Consider the following 21272-nt stretch of genomic DNA (forward strand, 5'->3'; position numbering starts at 1 on the left):
AAGCCGGCTTGCGTTGCCCGACCTTCGCGCAAAATCAGTTCGTACAGGCCACTAGCGGGCGAGACGAATCACCAATCGAGCGAAGAAGGCGCCGGTGAAGATCACCGCCAGCAGGCGCAAGGTCTGCATCGCCAGGACCAGACCGACATCCGAGTGGGTGTCGACCGCAATGATCGCCATGGTATCCAATCCACCAGGGCTGGTGGCCAGGTACACCGAGAGGAAGTCCAGGCCGAGCCATTTTGCCAGGACCCAGGCCGAGGCGGCGCAGAGGGCGATCAGGCTGATGGCGCCGAGGATCATCGTCGGTAGCTGTTTCCATACGTACAGCACGGTGGGCCGGTCGAAACGCAGGCCGACGAAGCAGCCGATGGCACCGTAGGCGACTGCCAGCAGACCGGCGGGCAGGGTGATGTGCAGTAGTCCGGACAGTTGCAAGGCGCCACCGATCAGCAGCGGCACCAGTAGCGCGCCAGCAGGAATATGCGCGCCGAGCAGCATGCCGAGCATCGCGACGGCCAAGGTGAGCCCCAGATTGACCGGGCTGAAACTGTGCAGGGCGGTATCCGCGACGTGCACGTCGGTGCCATTGACGGGGGCCTCCAGTATATGACTGACCAGCGCCCCGATCACCACCACGCAGACCACGCGCACGTATTGCATGGTTGCCACGACCCGTCCGTCGGCACCGAAATCGTCGGCCATCAGGACCATGGCCGACGCCGCGCCCGGTGAGGTGCCCCAGGCGGCGGTGCTGGCCTTGATCCCGCCGAAACGCACCATTGCCAGGCCCACCAGGGCACTCAGGCACACCGTCAGCACCGTGGCGAACAGCATCAGTTGCCAGGATTGGGCCATCGATGTCAGGACCGCCAGGGTCATGGAGTGAGCGGCAAGCAGGCCGATGCACCCCTGGCTCAGGCGAAAGACCTGACGGTGAATACGAATATGGGCTCCGCTGACGCCGAAGCCGATCGCCACCAGCATCGGACCGATAAATTGCCCGGCGGGCAGCTCGGCATTCTTGAGCAGTTGTCCGGCGGCGCCGGCGAGGATGATCAGGGCCAGCCATTGCAGTGGGCGGGGCCAGGTAGTGAAAAACAAGCGGGGTGTTGCGGACAAGGACAGTCTCCAAAACGCTGGACGCGCCTGTTGCAGGGCGTTGGGATCGGCGCGGTAGGTCAATTATTGATGGCGCTATTGATCAAGTCTAGTTTCTAATTGTGATGAATCGATAACTTTGGTTGATCAATATGGATCTGCGCGATCTCACTTATTTCGAAACCATCGCCGAGTTGGGACATCTGGGGCGTGCGGCCCAAAGGCTCAATCGCAGCCAGCCGGCGCTGACCAAGAGCATCCAGCGCCTGGAGGAATCGTTCGGCACTAAGTTGTTCGAGCGCGAGGGTCGACGGATCAAGCTGACGCCGGTGGGCGTGTTGTTACAGCAGCGCGGTCGGCAATTGCAGCAGAGCATTGCCGATACCCACAGGGAGGTGCGGGACTTTGCCCGAGGGGTGCTGGGCAATATCCGCCTGGGCTGCGCGGCGAGCATGGCCGAATACCTGCTGCCGCAGCTAACCACCGCCCTGCTTGAGCGGGCACCGCAGATCACCCTGAACCTGGCCATCGGCCAGGACGACATGTTGTGCGAGTCGTTGCGCTCGGGACGGCTGGACATGGTGATCTGCCCGCTGTTCGACGATGACCGGCAGTTGCTATCCCATCCGTTGTTCGACGACGAAGCGGTGGTGGTTGCCAGTCGCAATCATCCGATTTTCGATGGACCGATTCGCCTGAGTGAGTTGGGGCGCTATCGCTGGGTGTTGCCGGCAACCGGGGTGTCATCGCGACGCTGGATCGACAATGTGTTTCTCGGCCATGACCTGCCGCTACCTTCGGTGCAAATCGAGACCAACACGATTTCCCTGCTGCCGCGCCTGATCGGCCAGACCCGGTTACTGAGCTTCCTGGCGCGCGAAACCCTGGAGGATGTGCGGGGGGCGATGCACCTGCGGGAGGTGCGGCTCAAGGAAACCACGATGAAACGTACCCTGGTGGTGTCGGTGCGGGCCGGCGGTTATCTATCGCCGGCGGCGCAGACCATGCTCGACCTGCTCAAGCGCGATGGCCGGGCGTTTTTCAGCGAGCGCTGATAGCAGCGGGGCACGCGGTCAACTGCCGCCTTCGGTACGGCCACCACTGACCTCCGCCGGTACGTCGTAGCCGGCCACGCGCTGGCGAAACAGCCCGGTACGAGCCAGCAACAGGGTGGTCACCGGCACTGTGATCGACAGCAGGATCGGGATCAGCCAGGCATGGATCACCGGCTCCGACTTGAGCACCGAAAAGTACAGGATCGAGGCCAGTGCCACGCACCAGGCACCGAGGGTCGAGGCCAGGGCCGGCGGGTGCATGCGTTGAAAGAAGTCCTTCATGCGCAGCAGGCCGATGGCACCGCAGAGGGCGAACAGACTGCCGAGCACCAGTAGTACGGCCACTGGAATCTCGATCCACAGGGACAACTGGTTCATTCAATCACCTCGCCGCGCAGGAGGAATTTCGCCAGGGCAAAGGAGCCGACAAAGCCGAACAGGGCGATTAGCAGCGCCGCTTCGAAGTAGGTGTCGCTGGCATAGCGGATGCCCAGCACCAGCATCATCAGCATGGCGACGATGTACAGGTAGTCCAGGGCCAGGACCCGGTCTTGTGCCGAGGGGCCCTTGAACAGCCGGACGGCGGTCAGCACCAGGGCCACGCTGAAGATGAACAGGCTGAACAGGATCGCGTTGGCGAGCAGGTCGCTCATGTGAAAATCTCCATCAGGGGGCGTTCGTAAGTCGCCTTGAAGTTCTGGATAAACGACGCTTCTTCCTCCAGGTTGAACACATGCAGTAGCAGGATGCTGCGGTCCAGCGCCAGCTCGGACCAAACCGTGCCGGGAATCACCGTGCAGATCATCGACAGCACGGCCAGGCCGTTGGCGTCGCGCAAGTCCAGCGGCACCTTGACGAAGGCCGAGTGCGGCGGGCGCCGACCGGCATTCAAAACGCTCCAACCGACGGCTAGGTTGGAGACGATCACATCCCATCCCACCCGCAGGAACAGGCGCAGGATCACCCCCGGTCGACGAATGCGCACCGGCAGCGGCCGCAGTGGCGCCATCATCAATGGCGCACAAAACCCCAGGGCAGCGCCCAGCAGCAGGTTGCCAGGGCTGATCGACAGGTTCAGCACCAGCCATAGCAGCCACAGCGCCAGGGACAGCCAGGGTGCGGGGAACAAGCGTTTCATGGCTGCACCTCCAGTGCCGTGGCCCTGGCTTCGGGGCTGGGCACCGCGCGGGTCGCCAGCACTGCCATGACGTAGTGCTCGGGGGTATTGAGGTTGTCGGCTACGGCCTGGGTGTAGCGCAGCAGCGGCTCGGCCTTGATCGTCAGTAGGATACACAGGCCGAGTAGGGCGACAATAGGCAGGCATTCCAAGCGCCGCAGCGTCGGCGAAGGGCGGTCCGCCGGGGTCCAGAAGCGCTGGACGCCCATGCGCGAGAAGGCCACCAGCGAGGCCAGGCCGGACACTATCAGCAATACCAGCAAGCCCCAGGCCGCTGGCGAGATCAGTGTCTCATGGCCCAAGCCCAATGGATTGAGCAGGGCGTTGAGCAGGCTCAGCTTGGCGATGAACCCGGACAGCGGCGGCATACCGATGATCAACAGGGCACAGGTGATAAAACTCAGGCCGAGAAAAGCCATGGTCCAGGGAATCACCTGACCGACCACCACATTCTGTTCGTCGTCGAGATTGGTGCCGGGGCGCGGGTGCAGCGATTCCAATGGACGCGGCAATGGGTCGATATCTTCCTCCAGCGGCAGCTCATTGGCCGAGCGTGAGCGCTCGATCAGCTCGGCCAGCAGGAACAGCGCGCTCAGCGCCAGGGTCGAGCTGACCAGATAGAACAGCGCGCCCGCCGTCAGGTTCGGCTGGGCGAAACCCACTGCTGACAGGAGGATCCCCGCCGACACCAGAATACTCAGGCTGGCCATGCGCTCCAGGCGTTGGGCGGCGAGGATCGCCACGGCAGCGCAAGCGATGGTCGCCATACCGCCGTAGATCAGCCAGTTACCACCAAAGTACGCCGAAGCACCGGCCTGACCGGAGAACAGCAGGGTCCATAACCGCAGCAGGGTATAGACCCCGACCTTGGTCATGATCGCGAACATCGCCGCCACCGGCGCGCTGGCCGAAGAGTAGGCGGGCACCAGCCAGAAGTTTAGCGGCCACATTCCGGCCTTGGCCAAGAACGCCACGGCGAGAATCGCCGCACCGGCATGCAGCAGGCCACGGTCGGCTTCCGGCACCAACGGGATCTTCAGGGCCAGGTCGGCCATGTTCAGGGTGCCGGTAACGCCATAAACCATCGCCGCGCCGATCAGGAACAGCGACGAGGCCAGCAGGTTGATCGCGATGTAGTGCAGGCCCGAGGACACCCGCGCCCGTCCCGAACCGTGCAGGACCAGACCGTAGGAGGCCGCCAGCAGCACCTCGAAGAACACGAACAGGTTGAACAGGTCGGCGGTCAGAAAGGCACCGTACAGGCCCATCAACTGGATCTGGAACAGTGCGTGGAAACTCGCGCCGGCACGGTCCCAGCGAGCCATGGCGAACAGCAGGGCGCTGACACCGATGATCCCGGTGAGCACCAACATCAGCGCCGACAAGCGGTCGGCCACCAGTACGATGCCGAACGGTGCTTGCCAGTTGCCCGGCAGATACACGCCAATGGACGCAGGTTCCGAAGATTGCTGAGCGCCGATCAGCAGCAGCACGGAAACACCCAGGCCGAGCAGGCTCGACACCAGGTTGAGGCGGGCCTTGAACGGGCGATGTTTCTCGCCGAGCAGCAGCATCAGCGCCGCCGTCAGCAGCGGTAGTAGGATGGGCGCGACGATCAGGTGCGGCATCAGGTTCATTCCTTGGCCTCCCGGCCATCGACGTGGTCGGTGCCGGTCAGCCCCCGTGAGGCCAGCAGCACCACCAGGAACAGCGCAGTCATGGCGAAGCTGATGACAATCGCCGTCAGCACCAGGGCCTGGGGCAGCGGGTCGGTATAGTTCAACAGGTCCTGGGGTACGCCATCCTTGATGATCGGCTCCTTGCCGATAAACAGGCTGCCCATGCTGAAGATGAACAGGTTGACCCCATAGGACAGCAGGCACAGGCCCATCACCACCTGGAAAGTCCGGGGCCGCAGGATCAGCCAGACGCCGGACGCGGCGAGCACGCCGATAGCAATTGCAATGACTTCTTCCATCAGGCGGCTCCTGGCTTGAGTTGAGGCTGTGGCCTGGCATGTGGCAGGGCCAATTGGCTTGGCCGATGGGCGCGCACCGACTGGTGCGCCAGGGCCGTGAGGATCAGCAGGGTCGAGCCGACCACCACTGCGTACACACCGATATCGAAGAACAGTGCGCTGGCAATATGGATATCACCCAGCAGCGGCAGATGCAGGTGCGCAGTGTGAGTGGTCAGGAACGGATAGCCGAAGGCCATGGCCCCCAGCCCGGTGACGGTGGCGAACAGCAGGCCGGTGCCCATCCAGCGCAGTGGCCGCAGGCTCATTTGGGCCTCGACCCACTGGGTGCCAGCGACCATATATTGCAGGATGAACGCCACCGACATCACCAGGCCCGCAACAAAGCCGCCGCCGGGCTGGTTATGGCCGCGCATGAACAGGTACATCGAGACGATGAAGGCAATCGGCAGCAGCAGGCGCACCAGCACCGCCGGGACCATCATAAAGCCCAGCGCGGTATCGCTGGCGCTGCGCGGGTTGACCAGATCGGTGACCACGTCGCTGGCCAGTTGGCGCTGCTGGTTGGGCAACTGGAGGCTTTCCTTGGGCGGGCGGAAGCGGCGCAGCAGGGCGAAGATCGCCAGGGCCGTGGCCACCAGCACGGTAATTTCGCCGAGGGTATCGAAGCCACGGAAATCCACCAGCATCACGTTCACTACGTTGCTGCCGCCGCTTTCGGGCAGGGCGCGGCTGAGGTAGAACGAGGAGATATCGTTGGGCGTCTGGCGCGTCAGCATGGCGTAGGACAGCAGCGCCATGCCGCCACCGACCAGACCCGACAGCAGCAGATCGCGCAGGCGGCGAATGCGCGCCTTGCGCAGACTGCCGGGCAGCGGCGAGACCTCTTCGATCCGCCGTGGCAGCCAGCGCAGGCCGAGCAGGATCAGCACCGTGGTCACCACCTCGACCACCAATTGAGTCAGGGCCAGATCCGGCGCGGAGAACCAGACAAAGGTGACACAGGTCATCAGGCCGCAGACACTGACCATGGTCAGGGCCGCCAAGCGATGGTACTTGGCTTGCCAGGCGGCGCCCAGGGCGCAGGCGATTGCCAGCAGCCAGAGGGTGACAAAGACGATGGATCCGGGAATCTTCGGCCGATCGCCAAAGCTCAGGCTGGCGTGGAGCATCGGGATCAGCCCGGCCACCACGGCTGCCAGCACCAGCAGGAACAGTTGCGGTTGCAGGCGTTGGGTGCTGATGCGGCGTTCCAGGTGCCGGGCACCGCGCATCATGATCGCCAGGCTGCGTTCGAACAGACGCTTGCCGTTGAGGCGACCGATCAACGGCAGGCGACTGAAGCGACCGCGCTTGAGCTGCTTGCGTAGCAGCAGGTAGAGCAGCACGCCGCCGGACATGGCGATCAGGCTCATGACCATCGGCGCGTTCAGACCGTGCCAGATCGCCAGGCTGTATGGTGGCAGAGCCCCGCCCACCACCGGCAGGGCGGCGCTGGCGAGGATCGAGCCGACTACCTGCGCCGGGAATATGCCCACCAGCAGGCAGGTGAACACCAGCAACTCCACCGGCGCACGCATCCAGCGCGGCGGTTCGTGGGGCGTGTGGGGCAGATCGGTGGCCGCCGGGCCGAAGAACACATCGACGGTGAAGCGCAGCGAGTAGGCAACGCTGAAGGTCCCGGCGAGGGTCGCAATGATCGGCAGGGCGATCTCGACCCAGGCGGTGGAGTGGATGAAAACGGTTTCGGCGAAGAACATTTCCTTGGAGAGGAAACCATTGAGCAGCGGCACGCCAGCCATCGAGGCGCTGGCGACCATCGCCAGCGTGGCGGTGAATGGGATCAGTTTGACCAGGCCGCTGAGTTTGCGGATATCGCGGGTCCCGCTTTCATGGTCGATGATCCCGGCAGCCATAAACAGCGAGGCCTTGAAGGTCGCATGGTTGAGGATATGGAACACCGCCGCGACCGCGGCCAGTGGGCTGTTCAGGCCCAGCAGCAGGGTGATCAAGCCCAGATGGCTGATGGTCGAATAGGCCAGCAGGCCTTTGAGGTCGTTCTGGAACATGGCGCAGTAGGCACCGAGCACCAGGGTCGCGGCGCCGGCGCCGCCGACGATCCAGAACCATTCTTCGCTGCCGGACAGCGACGGCCATAGCCGGGCCAGAAGAAACACCCCGGCCTTGACCATCGTCGCCGAATGCAGGTAAGCGGAAACCGGGGTGGGCGCTGCCATGGCATGGGGCAGCCAGAAGTGGAAGGGGAATTGCGCACTCTTGCTCAGAGCGCCGATCAGGATCAGTGGCAGCAGGACGGGGTACAAGGCATGGGCACGGATCTGGTCGCCTGCTGCCAGCACGGCGTCCAGGTCATAGCTGCCCACCACATGGCCGAGGATCAGTACCCCCGCCAGCAGGCATAAACCACCGGCGCCGGTGACCGTCAGTGCCATGTAGGCGCCACGGCGGGCATCGGAACGGTGGTGCCAGTAGCCGATCAGCAGGAACGAGAACAGGCTGGTCAGTTCCCAGAAAAACACGATCTGGATCAGGTTGCCCGACAGTACCAGGCCGAGCATCGCGCCCATGAAAGCCAGGAAAAACGCGAAGAAGCGCGGCACCGGATCGTCAGGCGACATGTAGTAGCGGGCGTACAGCGACACCAGCGTGCCGATGCCGAGCACCAGCATGGAGAACAGCCAGGCAAAACCGTCCAGGCGCAGGATCAGGTTCAGGCCCAGGCTGGGCAGCCAGGTGACGGTCTCGTGAATCACACCGCCATGGGCGATCTGCGGGTAGAACAAGGCCATTTGAATCGTGCCGGCCAGGGCAATCACACCGGCCAGGATCGATTCACTGTTACGTGCGTTATGCGGCAGCAGGGCCGCCAGACAGCTGCCGATAAAAGGCAGAAGTAGTAGAACTATCAGAGACATAGGCTTCTAATCTGCGGGAGTTTGCGAAGAATCATACGTGGCTGGAGTTGGATCACCAACCCTTAAGCTGTCGCCGAATCCTACAAAGTGGGAGATAAATGGCTGATATGCATGGTCTAAATTGTAGATGGAGAACCGAGCCCTGTGGCGAGCGGGCTTGTCGGCACCGGGGTGCGAAGCGGCGCTAAAACCGGTCTCGGGGTGTCTCAGATAAAACAAGGGACTGAGGTTGTGACTGCTGCGCAGCCGAGCGCGGCGGTGCGGCGTGCCGACAAGCCCGCTCGCCACCGAGTGTTATGGGTTGTTGGAATCCAGAGCCTCGCTCTCGATCTCGTCATCGACCGGGACCAGCGGTTTGCCCTTGGTCTTCAGCTCGCTGACAATCACTGCCGCGACGATCAATGCCGCCCCGACCAGTGCCAATCCCGGCAGGCGTTCGCCGGCCAATCGCCCGGCAATCCCGGCCCAGACCGGCTCGCCGGCATAGATCAAGGTCGCGCGGGTGGGCGAAACACTTTTCTGCGCCCAGTTCATTGCCACCTGGATCGCCGCGCTGGCGGCGCCCAGGCCGACCGCACTGGCCAACAGTAGCCAGGAAAAGTCCGGTAGTTGTTCCTGGGTCGGCACGATCATCAGGAACGCCAACACCGAAGCGGTGGCCAGTTGCACCACGGTGACGCGACGCACATCGACCTTGCCTGCATAGTTGCTGATCAGGATGATCTCGGCGGCAATGGCGATGGCGCTGATAATGGTGGCAATTTCCCCTGGACTGAAGTCCAGATGGGCGCCGCTCGGCCCGGACAGCAGCATCAGCCCGGTGAAAGCCAGCATGATGCCGATGCTTGGCATCAACCCGGGCCGCTTGCCCAGCACCAGCCATTGCAACAGCGGTACGAAGGGCACGTAGAGCGCGGTGATAAATGCCGACTGGCTGCTGGGAATGGTCTGCAAACCCACGGTTTGCAAGCCGTAGCCCAGCATGATCGCGGTGCCGATAAAGATTCCGGCCTTCATCTCGAAAGCACTTATGCCCCGCAGGCTGCGCGCCGAAAACAGCGCGACGATGCACGCCGCCGCGGCAAACCGCAAGCCCACGAAGAACATCGGCCCGCTGACGGTCATGGCGTTTTGCACCAGCAGAAAAGTGCCGCCCCAGACCATGGTGATCAGGATCAGCACGCATTCGGCTTTGCTGAACCTTAGGGTCGAGGGTAACCACTTGTTGTTGGATTTCACCGGAGTCATGACCTTGCGCGCTACCTGAGTGAGACGCACAATGCGCCGGAGCTGGGCAGTATACTGCGCAAACCCACTGAGTGAGCAATATAGTGCACAAAGAAACCTCGCAACGCGCGTCGGTCCTGCAACACGTCAGCCGAAATGTGCGACACCTGCGGCATGAGGCCCAGTTGAGCCAGACCGCGCTGTCGGAGAAATCCGGAGTCAGTCGGCGGATGCTGGTGGCCATCGAAGCGGGGGAAAAGAACGTCAGCCTGACCACCCTCGATCGTGTGGCCGAAGCACTGAACGTAGCCTTCAGCGACCTGATCCAGGCGCCGGATGCCCGTGACCCGAGCCGTATCAACGAACTGGCCTGGGCCGGGTTGATTCCCGGGAGCAAGGCAGTGCTATTGGCCAAGGCGGTGGCTTGCCGTGAAGTCGAACTATGGGAATGGCGCCTGGAACCAGGCGAGCGCTACCACTCCGAGCCCGATGGCGATGGCTGGAGCGAGCAACTGTACGTTTTTGAGGGTTGCCTGACCCTGTGGCTCGGCGAACAGGAGCGGCAGATCCATGCCGGCGAGTTCTTCATGTTCGCCAGCAACCAGCCCCACGGCTACCGCAATGATGGCGAGGCGGCTGCGCGGTTTGTGCGCAATGTGGTGATCTAGACGGCTGGGCACTATTGATGCAGTAACTGCTGATGGGCGGCTGACTGTTTTTGCTTGTGGGAATCTCTAGATTTTTGGCGTAATTAACTGACTTTAAGCTTTTTTTGTTCTTGCGATGTCCCATGCCTGCTTTTTGCACTCGCGAGGACTCTGGAGGCGGTCTTTGCCAACTGCCTGGCCCGTATTCGACACTGGCCGGCTGGTGCTCGGCAATACGTCGGATGATTGACTGGTCACGGCGACCTGCACGCTTTCTACTGAGGCGAGCATTGAACAAGAGAGCGAATAATGGCTGAAACCCTGAGCGGACAAGCAACACACGCTATCTTGGCGACCGATGTATTGATTGTCGGTGGTGGTCTGAGTGGCGCGATGCTGGCAGTGCAGTTGCTGCGTCTGGCGGGCCGGCGGCGGATTTTGATCGTCGAGCCACGTGCCGAGTTGGGACGGGGTGAGGCCTACAGTGCCACGCAGCTTGGGCACACGTTGAACGCCAATGCGGCGCGGATGAGCGTCGACCCGGACAATCCCGATGACCTGACCGAATGGTTGCAGATCCATATCGCCGCTGGCGGCTGGCCCGAGTCGGACCAGCAACAGGTGCCGGTCAGCGAACTGTTCATGCCCCGAGGAATCTTCGGCCTCTACGTCCAGCAGCGCTTGGCCGAGGCCCGGCAGCAGGGGGCGGCCTGGGGCTCGACAGCCGAGCATGTGCGCGGCGAGGCGGTCGACCTGCACAGCGACGGCCACGGCGTACACCTGACCTTGGCCGATGGCCGGCAACTGCGAGGGGAGCATGCGGTACTGGCGACCGGTATGTTCCCGGCGGCGCGGGCCCGGCAAAAGCAATCTAACGGCCTGAACGCGGCGGCGCTGGACCCTTGGGACGTAGCGACCCTGTCGCGGCTCGATCCACAGGGCGCGGTGCTGATCATCGGCTCCGGCCTGACCATGGTCGATGCCGTGGTGTCTTTGGAACAGGCCGGGCATCGCGGACCGATCCGGGTCATTTCCCGCCACGGGCTGCTGCCCCATGTGCGCCGCCAGCCACCGGCCTGGGTCGACTTCCTGGCCGCCGACCTGAGTATTCGCAGCCCACGCCACCTGCTGCGCGAGGTCCGTTGCCAATGCGCCGAAGCCTTGCGGGCCGGCATCGACTGGCAGGCGCCGCTGGACACGGTACGGGCTCATATCGGCCGACTCTGGAGCCAGGCCAGCGACATCCAGCGTCGCCAGTTTCTCCAGCATGTACGGCCATGGTGGGAAAGCCATCACCACCGTTCGCCACCCTTGAGCGCCGAGCTGGTGGAGCGCCTGTACAGGGAAGGGCGGCTGACCATCGAGGCGGCATCGTTCAAGGGCTTGGACGAACCACGGGACGGGCAGGTAAGCATTTTCATTCGACCTCGGGGTGAGTCGCAGACACGTATCGTCACGGGCGCGGCCTTGATCAACTCCACGGGTATCGAATATGACTGGCGTCGGGTGGATCGCCCGTTGCCCCAGCGATTACTGGCACGAGGATTGATCCGGCCAGGACCGTTGGCCCTAGGTATCGCAGCCGATCCGGGCGGCGCGGTAATGAATGTGGAGGGTGATATTTCCATGCGGCTGTTTGCCATGGGACCGCCGTTGCGGGGCCTATGGTGGGAGAGTACGGCGGTCACCGATGTGGCGAGTCAGGCCCAGTCGCTGGCGGCGCGACTGGTACAGTTGGCGGCTGCGCGCAAAGACCTGGACTGACCTAAAAATTATTAGAATTCAGGGGGTTGCCAGTGCCATGCAACTAGGACATAATGCGCGCCATCAGCTCGGGCGGCAACGTCGTGAACGCTGAAGAATCAAGGAGTTGCGGCAAGCCTGGCTTGCAAGGGCGCTCGATTCGACCTGAGGCCGAGTAGCAAAATGGTTATGCAGTGGATTGCAAATCCATCTACGCCGGTTCGATTCCGACCTCGGCCTCCACCTTCAAAGCCCCGTAAATCAATGGTTTACGGGGTTTTTTAATGCCTGCGATTTAGGAAGCGTTCCGCAACTTTTGGGATGTGTTCCGCAACCATGGGGTTGCGGAAGGTAAAGCTTGCCTTCTTTTTTGGCTTTTTTTCGTGGTATCAAGAATGCTACGAAGTGATAGATCTCCATTTACCTCAATATCGTTAGGTGTTTCGAGTTTTTTATCGTTTCCAGAAAAAATAATTATATATTTGCTTTCTTCGTTAGGTGAAAACGACACTGGCTCTTGACCAATTATTTTGTGTTCGACTCCTGCGCGTGGGTGTTATGTCACGAGTTTGTCCATGTTTTTTGGGGATCTCGATTTTTTGTAGAAGAACAGCGTTGTGTATGTTTTTATGGATTCGCGTACCGATACTTGCGCTCGATAATTCGTGATGCCTCTCGCTATCCAAAAAAATATTAGTACGCATGACAAGAGCAAAAAAATGAAGCCTAGGCTGCCAGTTTAACTAGCACTCAATGTTAATGAGTGCTTTCACGAGCGGTTGAGCTCTTTACTCTCAACCCGATCCTTGAAAATGAGATGTTCAGTGCGGAGGGAGTGCAGGAGATGGGCTGACCCTACATAGTAGAAAATCAATTACTCAGTCACCGGAACGACCGTGTTTAGTACCAAACGACCGCCATCCGGGTAAATGGTCTGTCCAACAATGTACGAGGCATCGTCGCTGGCCAGGAACGATACAACGCTGGCCACTTCAGAGGCTTCCCCCACTCTGCCGATCGGGGTTCGGGATAGAATGCCACGGCGGGCATTCGGGTCGCTAGCCAGTACGGTGGAGACCAAGTCGCTCGCGATAGTGCCTGGTCCGACCGCATTCACACGGATGCCATGTTTGATCAAGCTTACGGCCATTACTGAAGTCAGTTGTTTTACTGCGCCTTTTGACACGGCGTAACCCACTGAATTTGGCATGGCCAAGAGCGCATTAATCGAGGACATGTTGACGATGGCGCCCTTGATTCCATTGGCAATCATGTAGCGAGCCACAGCCTGGCCAATCAGGAAATACGATTTGACATTAATCTGCTGAATGCGGTCGAAGATATCTTCGGGAAAATCGACGAACTCGGCCTGATGAATAATGCCCGCGTTATTCATCAAAATGTCCAGCGATCCAAACTTATCGACGGTTTTGTTGACGATGTCGTTGGCGATGTCTTGGCTGATAACGCTCAAGTCAGCAACGATCCAGCTTGCGTTGGTGCCGAGGCGCTTCGCTTCTGCTTTCACTTTGTCGGCCTGCACATCTACCAAGACAACTTTAGCGCCATCTGCGATAAAACGTTCGGCGATAGCCAATCCCAGGCCCTGGGCAGCACCGGTTACGACAGCTACCTTATTAGCATGCTTCATGCGGATATCCCCCTATCGAAATAACAACCGAGTTTAGCCAGGTATCTCTGAGGCCTTGGAAGTAGTCTGCTTGTCGGTAGGTTGATTGTCTTGATTCAATGCATTTGATTAGCTGCGGAAATCGGCATAGCGAAATGAATACCGGTTATCTCATTAGACGGCCAATCGCTAAGGAGCAGATTCCTCGGCAGCATTCCTTTGGGCTGGCCGCTGACCCTTGATATTGTGAAGGAGGGCTGGTTCATGTGTTTTATCTGCGTAAACGGCAAAATCACATCAGGTTGTTGTACGTCGAAAAATTCAGTCGCAACGGACTAACCGTACAGGCCACTAGAGCGTGCGTAGGGACCTGATGCCCAGCGTGGCGGAGTCATTTTCGACGAGTGTGTCGACGATATTTTTTATTTCCTGCTCAATCAGTTTGATGGCTCGGGTTACAGGGCGATTGACCACCGTAGCCAGTACCAATTTTGTAAACAGACACGGGGAGGTAATTAGGTGCGCACTCAACGTGCCTCTGGCGATTTCCTGCATCACGGCGGGTTTGGCCAAAATTGTCGAGGCCAGATTTGCCGTAACGATTTCTTTGAGAAGCTCAAGCGTGTCGGACTGAAATTTGATGTTTGGCTTAATATCCAGTTTGCTGGTGGCATAGTCCAAAGTCCTGCGCAGGCCATGATTACCGGTAGGAAGGACTAAGGGATGTTCAGTGACCTGGCTCAGTTCTACCTGATCAGTGTTTTTAAAAGGGTCGTGGCTGGCGCAGGTCACGAAGTACAGCTCGGCCTGGCACAACGGCGCTACCTGAATCGATGCAGAGCGCCGGGCATCGTGCAAGATTGCAATATCAACCCGCCCATCCACCAGCCACTCATGGACATAACCACTGTATCCGCTGACCAGGTTTATCTGTAGCTCAGGATATTTTTCCTGGATGGAAGTAATGAGCTTCAGGCCGAGCAGATTACAGATAGTAGGGGTTACGCCGACAGTCACCGCGCCTTTGGGGGATGCGTATTCCGATTGCAGATCGGACGGAATCGCAGTCAACTCGAGCAGAAGCGGCCCGGCCCTGTCGAGCAAGGATTGGCCTTCTGGCGTCAGCATGACGCCTCTCCCGTGACGATAGAAAAGGCGAAATCCACATTCCTCTTCCAGCTTGTGCATCTGCCTTCCGAGGGCCGGCTGAGCTATGCCCAAGACGGTGGCGGCTTTAGAAAAACTGTCGAAATGTGCCACTTGCATCAGTAGTTCGAGTCGTCGTAGATCCATGATGGTCTCAGCGAGCTGTGCCGAAATTGAATAGCTGATATCCCTGCGAGTCCAATGGTTGCAGAAGTACGGTTATATAACAATTGGGGCAACCAAAGCCCATGCCGGCTATCACGGTCCGTCCCATTGCTCAGGTTCCTACCCATGCAATTCGCCAAAAGCACCACCTCTGCACATGCGCTTCTTTCGGTTTTTGCCGCAAACGGTATCGATCGGGTCTTCCTGGTTCCGGGCGAAAGCTACCTCGGTATCCTGGACGCCCTGGGCGATTTTCCGGCGATTGACGTGGTGACCTGCCGACAGGAGGGCGGTGCAGGCTTTATGGCATGTGCCGATGGTCGCCTGACCCGTCGCCCAGGGGTGGTCATGGTCAGTCGTGGCCCAGGCGCGACCAATGCTTCGATTGCTGTCCATACTGCCCAGCAAGATGCCATTGCGCTGATTCTCGTTGTTGGCCAAGTCCCGAAAGCCGACCTGAGAAAAGAGGCTTTTCAAGAGATCGACTATCAAAAGATGTTCGGTTCGATCGCCAAATGGGTGTGTGAACCCACCGAACCAGGGCAATTGGCGGCGGCAGCCTTCAAAGCTATCCGCGTGGCAACGAGCGGTACTCCGGGTCCTGTCGTGTTGGTAATCCCGGAGGATATTCAGCAGCAGGTAATTCCCGTCGAGGAGTGGCAGGCCGTGGCGCATGTATCTACCCGGCCCGTTGACCAGGATGTCCAGCGCATTGCCTCCTTGTTGAAGGCGGCGAAGCGGCCCTTGATCATTGCCGGTGGCGCCCTGGACAGCGAGTTGGGGCGCGAAGCGTTGCTGAGGCTGGCCGAGGCTTACGATGTGCCTGTCGCTGTCTCATTCCGTCAACATGACATCTTTTCGAACAAACATGTGCTGTATGCCGGTGAGCTGGGTCTATCCAATCCTCGAGATCAGATGGCCAACTTCGAGACAAGTGATTTGATCATTGCCCTAGGGACTCGCCTGGGCGATATCACGACTCAGGGTTACCAGTTCCCGAAGCATCCCCGGTCTGACCAGACCCTCGTTCACGTCTATGCGGACGACCATATTGTCGGACTGAACTTAGTGGCTGATGTGGGCGTAGTATGTGATCCGACTGCTCTGGCTATCGCACTCACTGAGCAGTCTGGCGGTAAGTTGGAACGTAGAGATTGGGTTGTTCAGACAACGGCGATTGCACGACGTCTCTCGGCCTGGCCGCAAGTGAAGGCACAAGACGGTGTTCCGTTCGTTCACGTGATTCGTGCTCTGGTGCAGAAAGTCTCCCCTGAAGCCATAATTTGCTTGGATGCAGGTACCTTCGCGGCGCCTGTCTACCGGCATTTTCCATTCACCTATCCGCAGCGATTGATGGCTCCTCTCTCGGGTGCCATGGGCTACGGCACTCCGGCGGCAATTGCCTCGCAGCTGCGTTACCCGCATCGTCAAGTGGTCTGTATGGCGGGAGATGGTGGCTTCCTGATGACAGGCAACGAGATGATCGCCGCGGTCGAGCGCAAGCTGCCTATTCTGTTCATCGTATCCAACAACAACTGCTACGGCTCAATTCGCATTCACCAGGAACGTACCTATCCAGGCCGAAAAGTCGGGACGACACTTTCGAATCCGGACTTTATAAAGGTCGCCCAGGCATATGGTGTTCGCTGTGAACGAGTCAGCGAGGTGTCTGAGATTGAATCGGCTATCGCCCGCGGATTGGCTGCGCAACAACCTTACTTCATTGAAGTGGTCTCGAGCTTGTCCGCAGTGCTGCCTAAATCAGCGCAGTCCGTTACGAAGCATAACGATGACTAGCGATCTTTGGGAGAGAGCTTCAAAGCTTCAATGGCATTCGCCGCGGCGCTTTTGCGAGAAATACGAGCTTTCTCCGCTTTTCTGCCGGTCCGGCATCATAGCGTAAGGGGAGAGGTCTTAAGGGCGGATTCGTCGAGGCATTTCAAGGCGGATTGGTATGCGGAATTCCGCAACTAAGTAGCTAGGTTAGATCAAGCCTGGAGACCGTGTCCGGTTGCAAGATAGAGCCAGGTTTGATGAGCCCGATGAGCACCCGCAAGTCGCTGCGAGAGCGATTACGCACTGTCAAAGTGGCCTCTTATCGGGTGGTCCGCAGCAGATCACCGTGTTTCTGCTGGTCTGGACTGCCCGCCTTGGCGGACTTTATTCAATCATTTTGCCAAAATAAATCAGTGAGCGTTTTTGAGATGGCAACGCCTGATAACAAGCCCCAGGTAAACATTTTAGGGAGCCAGGGGCTTTTGCTGGATGTCACGGCACCTGCCTTCAGTGAAGACGTTCAGCGGCGCGTACTTGCAATTGCGGACGAGGCAGTGAAGCAGCCTGGCGTACTCGAAGCCGTTCCTGGCATGAACAATCTTCTGATTGTGTACGCACCAGGCCTGATTTCGGCGGCGGCGATGACCCAATGGCTGTTGTCCCTCTGGGAGAACGTCTGCATTGAGAAAAAAGCGGGCCGCGAAATCGAGGTGCCGGTCATCTATGGCGGCACCCAGGGCGAAGATCTGCCCGAACTGGCCGAGCGTGCCCAGCTCGACATTGAAACCTTTATTCGTCTGCACAGCGAGGCGATTTATCAAGTCGCGGCGATCGGCGGCATGCCGGGGTTTCCCTACCTATCCGGGCTTGATCCTCGATTAGCGACGCCGCGCAGGTCGATACCCAAGATGCGCTTGGACGTTGGCGACGTCATCATCGGTGGTCAGCAAGCCGGCATCATGCCGATTCCGGCACCCTCCGGCTGGCACGTCATTGGTCATACCGACTTAAAGCTATTTGACGCCAATCTCGATTCACCTTCGTTGTTGCGACCAGGTGATCGTATTCGCTTTAGCATTGCCGGAATCGAATCATGATCGAAATCCTCTCTACCGGTGTGCTCAATTCCGTTCAGGACTTGGGGCGCAAGGGATACTTGAATATCGGCGTGGGGCATTCGGGGGCAATGGATTGTCCGGCGTTAACAATCGCCAACCTTCTCGTGGGTAACGATATCAATGATGCGGGCCTGGAAATCGCGTTATTTCCATTCAAATTGAAATTTATCGATGACTGCCGGTTTGCGTTGACGGGCGCAAATGCCAAGGCGTATTTGGATCAGATCGAGCTGCCTCCCCATTGGTCCATGGATGCAAAGGCTGGGCAAACGCTGACCATTTTGACACCCACCGAGGGGGCGAGGATGTATTTGGCTTTTTCGGGCGGCATCGACGTGCCGCTGGTGATGAACTCCCGGTCCACGGATTTAAAAACCGGATTCGGAGGGTTTCAAGGTCGAGGCCTGCTTCGTGGTGATCGCTTGCCGATGTGCCATACCACGGCAAAATCTCCTCGCAGTGGTGTAGGCGCAGCCATCGCTAGGCAACTGCCTGGAAAAGATTTCGAGGTTTCTATCCGGGTGATGCCATCGGCTGAGTTTGATTGGTTTGATGAAAGCGCCAAGTTCGATTTTTTCAATCAGCCATGGACGTTAACTCAAGAAGCAAACCGCATGGGCATGCGCTTGAGCGGTCCATCATTGAAACTCGCCCGCGCCCTTGAGTTGTTTTCTCACGGAATACTTCCCGGCACGGTGCAGGTGCCTCCTTCTGGCCAGCCCATTGTCCAGATGGCAGAAGCCAATACCTGCGGCGGTTACCCGAAGATCGTGAATGTCATTAGCGCCGATCTTTGGCTGCTGGCCCAGACACCCATTGGCGCTACGATTCGTTTTGTGCAGGTGGATTACGCCAGTTCGCATCAAGCTCAAGAAAAACAATATGCGTATCTATCAGACCTTGGTCGGGCGTTGGCCGCGCTAGTACGCACTACGTTGCCAAGCAACTAAATTACCAGCGGCCACCTCCTTTGAACGTGACAATTGTTCGTAGTCCAGGACAGCGGAAATTAATATGAACCTTGAATTCATTGAGCGCTTGATCGATATCGTAGAGCGTAGCCAAGTCGTGGAGTTGGAGTACAGCGAAGGCGATTGTCGAGTACGCATAGGGCTTCGGCCTTTTGGCGCAACAATGTCCGGTTCTCCTTCGGTGTCCTCTTCGAAGGCGTTGCAGTCGGACAATCTTGAAACCTCGATAGCTTGCACCGTGGTAGCCGCGTCTACGCCACGCAGTGAAAGTCATACTGTCTCATCCAGCCTGGTAGGGCTGTTTTATCGTTCGCCGGCAGCCGATAAAGCTCCTTTCGTTGAAGTCGGCGATGTTGTGGAGGAGGGGCAGACGCTCGCTATTGTCGAAGCGATGAAAATGCTCAACCCCATTGAAGCGGATCGACATGGGCGAATCAGCGCCATCTTGAAAGCTGATGGCGAAATGACTGAGGCCGGGCAAGCGTTGTTCACTATCGAGCCCATGGAATAAGTATGAGCCAGCCATTATTCGACAGTGTATTAATTGCCAATCGCGGCGAAATCGCTTTGCGTATCCTGCGCGCTGCCCGCGAACTGAACCTGCGCACCGTCGCCGTGTATTCTCAAGCCGATGCCGAGCTTCGACATGTGGCGTTGGCCGATCAAGCACTTTGCATCGGTCCGGCCTGCGCCGCAGACAGTTACCTGGACGCTAAACGGCTTCTGCGGGCCGCTGCGCTCACGGGGGCGGGTGCAATACATCCGGGTTACGGGTTTCTGGCCGAGCATGCCGGGTTTGCCGCCGCAGTAGAGGACGCGGGGCGCGTTTTTGTCGGACCCACCTCGGCCTCGATTCGTTTGATGGGCGACAAGGTTTCGGCCAAGCAAGCCATGCTTGAAGCCGGCGTACCCTGCGTGCCCGGATCTCCCGGCGCGCTGGCGGACGATAAAACGCAAGTACAACACCTGGCGCAGTCTTGCGGTTACCCGTTGATTGTCAAGGCATCGGCCGGTGGCGGCGGCAGAGGCATGCGCATCGTGCGTTCGGCGGCGGAGCTTGATGAAGCGGTCGTGATCACACGTGAAGAGGCGAGTCGGACTTTTGGCAATCCTGAAGTTTATCTGGAGAAGTTTCTCGAGCATCCGCGCCATATTGAAATCCAGGTGTTGGCGGATAATTTTGGCAACGCGGTGTGGCTCGGCGAGCGTGATTGTTCCATGCAGCGCCGCCACCAGAAAATCATTGAAGAAGCGCCAGCAGTCGGGATTGATCGCGATGCAATTGAGCGTATCGGTGAGTGCTGTGTCACAGCCTGCCAATTGATCGGCTATCGTGGCGCGGGAACATTCGAGTTTCTTTATGAAAACGGCGAGTTCTTTTTTATCGAAATGAACACCCGTGTACAGGTCGAGCATCCCATCACGGAACTCGTGACGGGGGTGGATATCGTCCGCGAACAACTGCTGATTGCACTGGGTCAGCCGCTGTCGATTTGCCAATCGCAAATTCGCATTCAAGGGCATGCGATTGAATGCAGAATCAATGCCGAGGATCCATTGAGTTTCGCGCCGGCGCCTGGTCGCGTTGCTTCTTGGATTGCTCCCGGCGGCCCTGGAATTCGGGTCGACAGTCATCTCTATACGGGCTACCAGGTACCACCGTTTTATGACTCTCTGGTGGCCAAGTTTGTTGCCCACGGTGCGACCCGTGCTCAAGCCATCGCACGAATGAGCGGTGCCCTGCGGGATGCCGAACTAACCGGTATCAAAAGCAACATTGCTTTGCACCAGCGTTTGATGGCGGAGCCAGGATTTGCGGCAGGCGGCTTTGATATTCACCATTTGGAACGCTATCTGCACCAACCGGAGGTCTCCCAATGAGCCCGGATTTTATCGAGCAGATCATCAACTTGGTTAAGCGGAGTTCGCTTTGCGCGTTTGAGTTCGAGCAGGCCGGCACCTGCTTGCGCATTTCCCTTGAGGAGCGCGGCTCGGGATTGTCGGCGTGTTCGCCAGCCGCGACGCCAGCCCGAACCGTCAATTACCTCAGCTCACCGGCCATGGGGGTGTTGCGCCTGAAGCATCCCCAACGCGACGAGGTTTTTTGCGCAGTGGGCAGTGAGGTCAAAGAGGGGCAGGTCGTGGCGTTTCTGCAAAATGATGCGCTTCTGGAAGAGATCAAAGCATCGAGTTCTGGCGTGCTTTTGGCCGCACTGGTAGAAGACGGCGACATTATTGGGTATGGACAAAAGCTTTTTGAAATTCGATAAGATGGCGTTGTACTTTTGCGATGATATTTCCTGAAGTATTTAAGCTTCAGCATATTATGTTGGCTCTATGTATCATTCGCGCACGAAGTGTTTGTATCAAGTGAGCGTAGTACGTCCAAGGCATAGGGCGTTTTTGCCTTTACCTCAAAAAATGACTTCTATCCTTCTTCGAATCATCGCTCAGCCAAAAGCGATTTTCGAACCTTCCTAATTATTTTTGGGAAAGGTCTTACAGTAATTCCTTTTCCGCTTTGTTAGCGTCTACCTCGGTTTAAATTTATCAGGTTCGGCATGGCGCGAATGATTACGCCGTGAGTTGCCGTGCCAGCGCG

General features: G+C 58.8%; 19 protein-coding genes and 1 tRNA gene. 10 read left to right on the forward strand and 10 right to left on the reverse strand.

What is annotated here, in order from left to right; genetic code table 11:
* Nucleotides 1-51: 51 nt before the first annotated feature.
* Nucleotides 52-1122, reverse strand: a complete 1071-nt coding sequence (locus BMX68_RS09295; protein ID WP_026013354.1) for an AbrB family transcriptional regulator — start codon at nucleotides 1120-1122, stop codon at nucleotides 52-54.
* Between the two features lie 131 nt (nucleotides 1123-1253).
* On the opposite strand from BMX68_RS09295, the gene BMX68_RS09300 reads away from it, so the two are divergent.
* Entirely contained in the window at nucleotides 1254-2156 is a 903-nt protein-coding gene (locus BMX68_RS09300) for a LysR family transcriptional regulator (RefSeq protein WP_017133520.1), read from the forward strand.
* A gap of 18 nt (nucleotides 2157-2174) precedes the next feature.
* On the opposite strand, the gene BMX68_RS09305 is transcribed toward BMX68_RS09300, so the two are convergent.
* The 7 genes from BMX68_RS09305 to BMX68_RS09335 form a co-directional block, all read right to left on the reverse strand.
* A complete protein-coding gene (locus tag BMX68_RS09305; RefSeq protein WP_017133519.1) occupies nucleotides 2175-2534 on the reverse strand; it encodes a Na+/H+ antiporter subunit G in 360 nt (119 codons plus the stop codon).
* Nucleotides 2531-2809: a K+/H+ antiporter subunit F gene (locus BMX68_RS09310; protein ID WP_017133518.1), complete on the reverse strand. Its 279-nt coding sequence runs from the start codon at nucleotides 2807-2809 to the stop codon at nucleotides 2531-2533. The genes BMX68_RS09305 and BMX68_RS09310 overlap by 4 nt, the downstream gene beginning before the upstream one ends.
* The gene (locus BMX68_RS09315; protein ID WP_017133517.1) at nucleotides 2806-3294 is read right to left on the reverse strand and encodes a Na+/H+ antiporter subunit E; all 489 of its coding nucleotides are present in this window, start codon (nucleotides 3292-3294) and stop codon (nucleotides 2806-2808) included. The genes BMX68_RS09310 and BMX68_RS09315 overlap by 4 nt, the downstream gene beginning before the upstream one ends.
* Nucleotides 3291-4970, reverse strand: a complete 1680-nt coding sequence (locus tag BMX68_RS09320) for a monovalent cation/H+ antiporter subunit D (RefSeq protein ID WP_017133516.1) — start codon at nucleotides 4968-4970, stop codon at nucleotides 3291-3293. The genes BMX68_RS09315 and BMX68_RS09320 overlap by 4 nt, the downstream gene beginning before the upstream one ends.
* Nucleotides 4967-5311 carry a Na+/H+ antiporter subunit C gene (locus tag BMX68_RS09325; RefSeq protein WP_017133515.1) on the reverse strand — a complete coding sequence of 115 codons (345 nt, stop codon included), beginning with the start codon at nucleotides 5309-5311 and terminating at the stop codon, nucleotides 4967-4969. The genes BMX68_RS09320 and BMX68_RS09325 overlap by 4 nt, the downstream gene beginning before the upstream one ends.
* A complete protein-coding gene (locus BMX68_RS09330) occupies nucleotides 5311-8247 on the reverse strand; it encodes a monovalent cation/H+ antiporter subunit A (protein WP_017133514.1) in 2937 nt (978 codons plus the stop codon). The genes BMX68_RS09325 and BMX68_RS09330 overlap by 1 nt, the downstream gene beginning before the upstream one ends.
* A gap of 294 nt (nucleotides 8248-8541) precedes the next feature.
* Nucleotides 8542-9495 (reverse strand): DMT family transporter, encoded by a 954-nt coding sequence (locus BMX68_RS09335; protein ID WP_017133513.1) that lies wholly within the window; start codon nucleotides 9493-9495, stop codon nucleotides 8542-8544.
* 83 nt (nucleotides 9496-9578) lie between these two features.
* Here BMX68_RS09335 and BMX68_RS09340 point away from each other — a divergent pair, with 83 nt between their 5' ends.
* The 3 genes from BMX68_RS09340 to BMX68_RS09350 all read left to right on the forward strand — a co-directional run bounded on the left by BMX68_RS09340 (nucleotide 9579) and on the right by BMX68_RS09350 (nucleotide 12107).
* Nucleotides 9579-10142 (forward strand): helix-turn-helix domain-containing protein, encoded by a 564-nt coding sequence (locus BMX68_RS09340; RefSeq protein WP_017133512.1) that lies wholly within the window; start codon nucleotides 9579-9581, stop codon nucleotides 10140-10142.
* A 288-nt stretch (nucleotides 10143-10430) separates the two neighbouring features.
* The gene (locus BMX68_RS09345; protein WP_074862064.1) at nucleotides 10431-11885 is read left to right on the forward strand and encodes an FAD/NAD(P)-binding protein; all 1455 of its coding nucleotides are present in this window, start codon (nucleotides 10431-10433) and stop codon (nucleotides 11883-11885) included.
* Nucleotides 11886-12033: 148 nt separating this feature from the next.
* A tRNA-Cys gene (locus tag BMX68_RS09350) sits at nucleotides 12034-12107 on the forward strand.
* Between the two features lie 631 nt (nucleotides 12108-12738).
* On the opposite strand, the gene BMX68_RS09355 is transcribed toward BMX68_RS09350, so the two are convergent.
* Both BMX68_RS09355 and BMX68_RS09360 read right to left on the reverse strand, forming a co-directional pair.
* Complete coding sequence (locus BMX68_RS09355) at nucleotides 12739-13515, reverse strand: SDR family NAD(P)-dependent oxidoreductase (protein ID WP_017133511.1); 777 nt, start codon at nucleotides 13513-13515, stop codon at nucleotides 12739-12741.
* Nucleotides 13516-13845: 330 nt separating this feature from the next.
* The gene (locus BMX68_RS09360; RefSeq protein WP_017133510.1) at nucleotides 13846-14787 is read right to left on the reverse strand and encodes a LysR family transcriptional regulator; all 942 of its coding nucleotides are present in this window, start codon (nucleotides 14785-14787) and stop codon (nucleotides 13846-13848) included.
* Between the two features lie 144 nt (nucleotides 14788-14931).
* Between BMX68_RS09360 and BMX68_RS09365 the strand changes: the two genes are divergently transcribed.
* The 6 genes from BMX68_RS09365 (at nucleotide 14932) to BMX68_RS09390 (ending at nucleotide 20940) form a co-directional block, all read left to right on the forward strand.
* Complete coding sequence (locus BMX68_RS09365) at nucleotides 14932-16602, forward strand: thiamine pyrophosphate-dependent enzyme (RefSeq protein WP_017133509.1); 1671 nt, start codon at nucleotides 14932-14934, stop codon at nucleotides 16600-16602.
* 353 nt (nucleotides 16603-16955) lie between these two features.
* Nucleotides 16956-17678 (forward strand): 5-oxoprolinase subunit PxpB, encoded by a 723-nt coding sequence (gene pxpB, locus BMX68_RS09370; RefSeq protein ID WP_211208516.1) that lies wholly within the window; start codon nucleotides 16956-16958, stop codon nucleotides 17676-17678.
* A complete protein-coding gene (locus BMX68_RS09375) occupies nucleotides 17675-18649 on the forward strand; it encodes a 5-oxoprolinase subunit C family protein (RefSeq protein ID WP_074862066.1) in 975 nt (324 codons plus the stop codon). Before pxpB ends, BMX68_RS09375 begins: the two co-directional genes overlap by 4 nt.
* A 64-nt stretch (nucleotides 18650-18713) precedes the next feature.
* A complete protein-coding gene (gene accB / locus BMX68_RS09380) occupies nucleotides 18714-19181 on the forward strand; it encodes an acetyl-CoA carboxylase biotin carboxyl carrier protein (protein ID WP_017133505.1) in 468 nt (155 codons plus the stop codon).
* A 2-nt stretch (nucleotides 19182-19183) separates the two neighbouring features.
* Nucleotides 19184-20551, forward strand: coding sequence for an acetyl-CoA carboxylase biotin carboxylase subunit (gene accC, locus BMX68_RS09385; RefSeq protein WP_017133504.1), 1368 nt, complete (start codon nucleotides 19184-19186; stop codon nucleotides 20549-20551).
* Nucleotides 20548-20940: an acetyl-CoA carboxylase biotin carboxyl carrier protein gene (locus BMX68_RS09390; RefSeq protein ID WP_060783625.1), complete on the forward strand. Its 393-nt coding sequence runs from the start codon at nucleotides 20548-20550 to the stop codon at nucleotides 20938-20940. The genes accC and BMX68_RS09390 overlap by 4 nt, the downstream gene beginning before the upstream one ends.
* Nucleotides 20941-21272: the final 332 nt, after the last annotated feature.

The organism is Pseudomonas agarici (genome assembly GCF_900109755.1).
Classification (GTDB): domain Bacteria; phylum Pseudomonadota; class Gammaproteobacteria; order Pseudomonadales; family Pseudomonadaceae; genus Aquipseudomonas; species Aquipseudomonas agarici.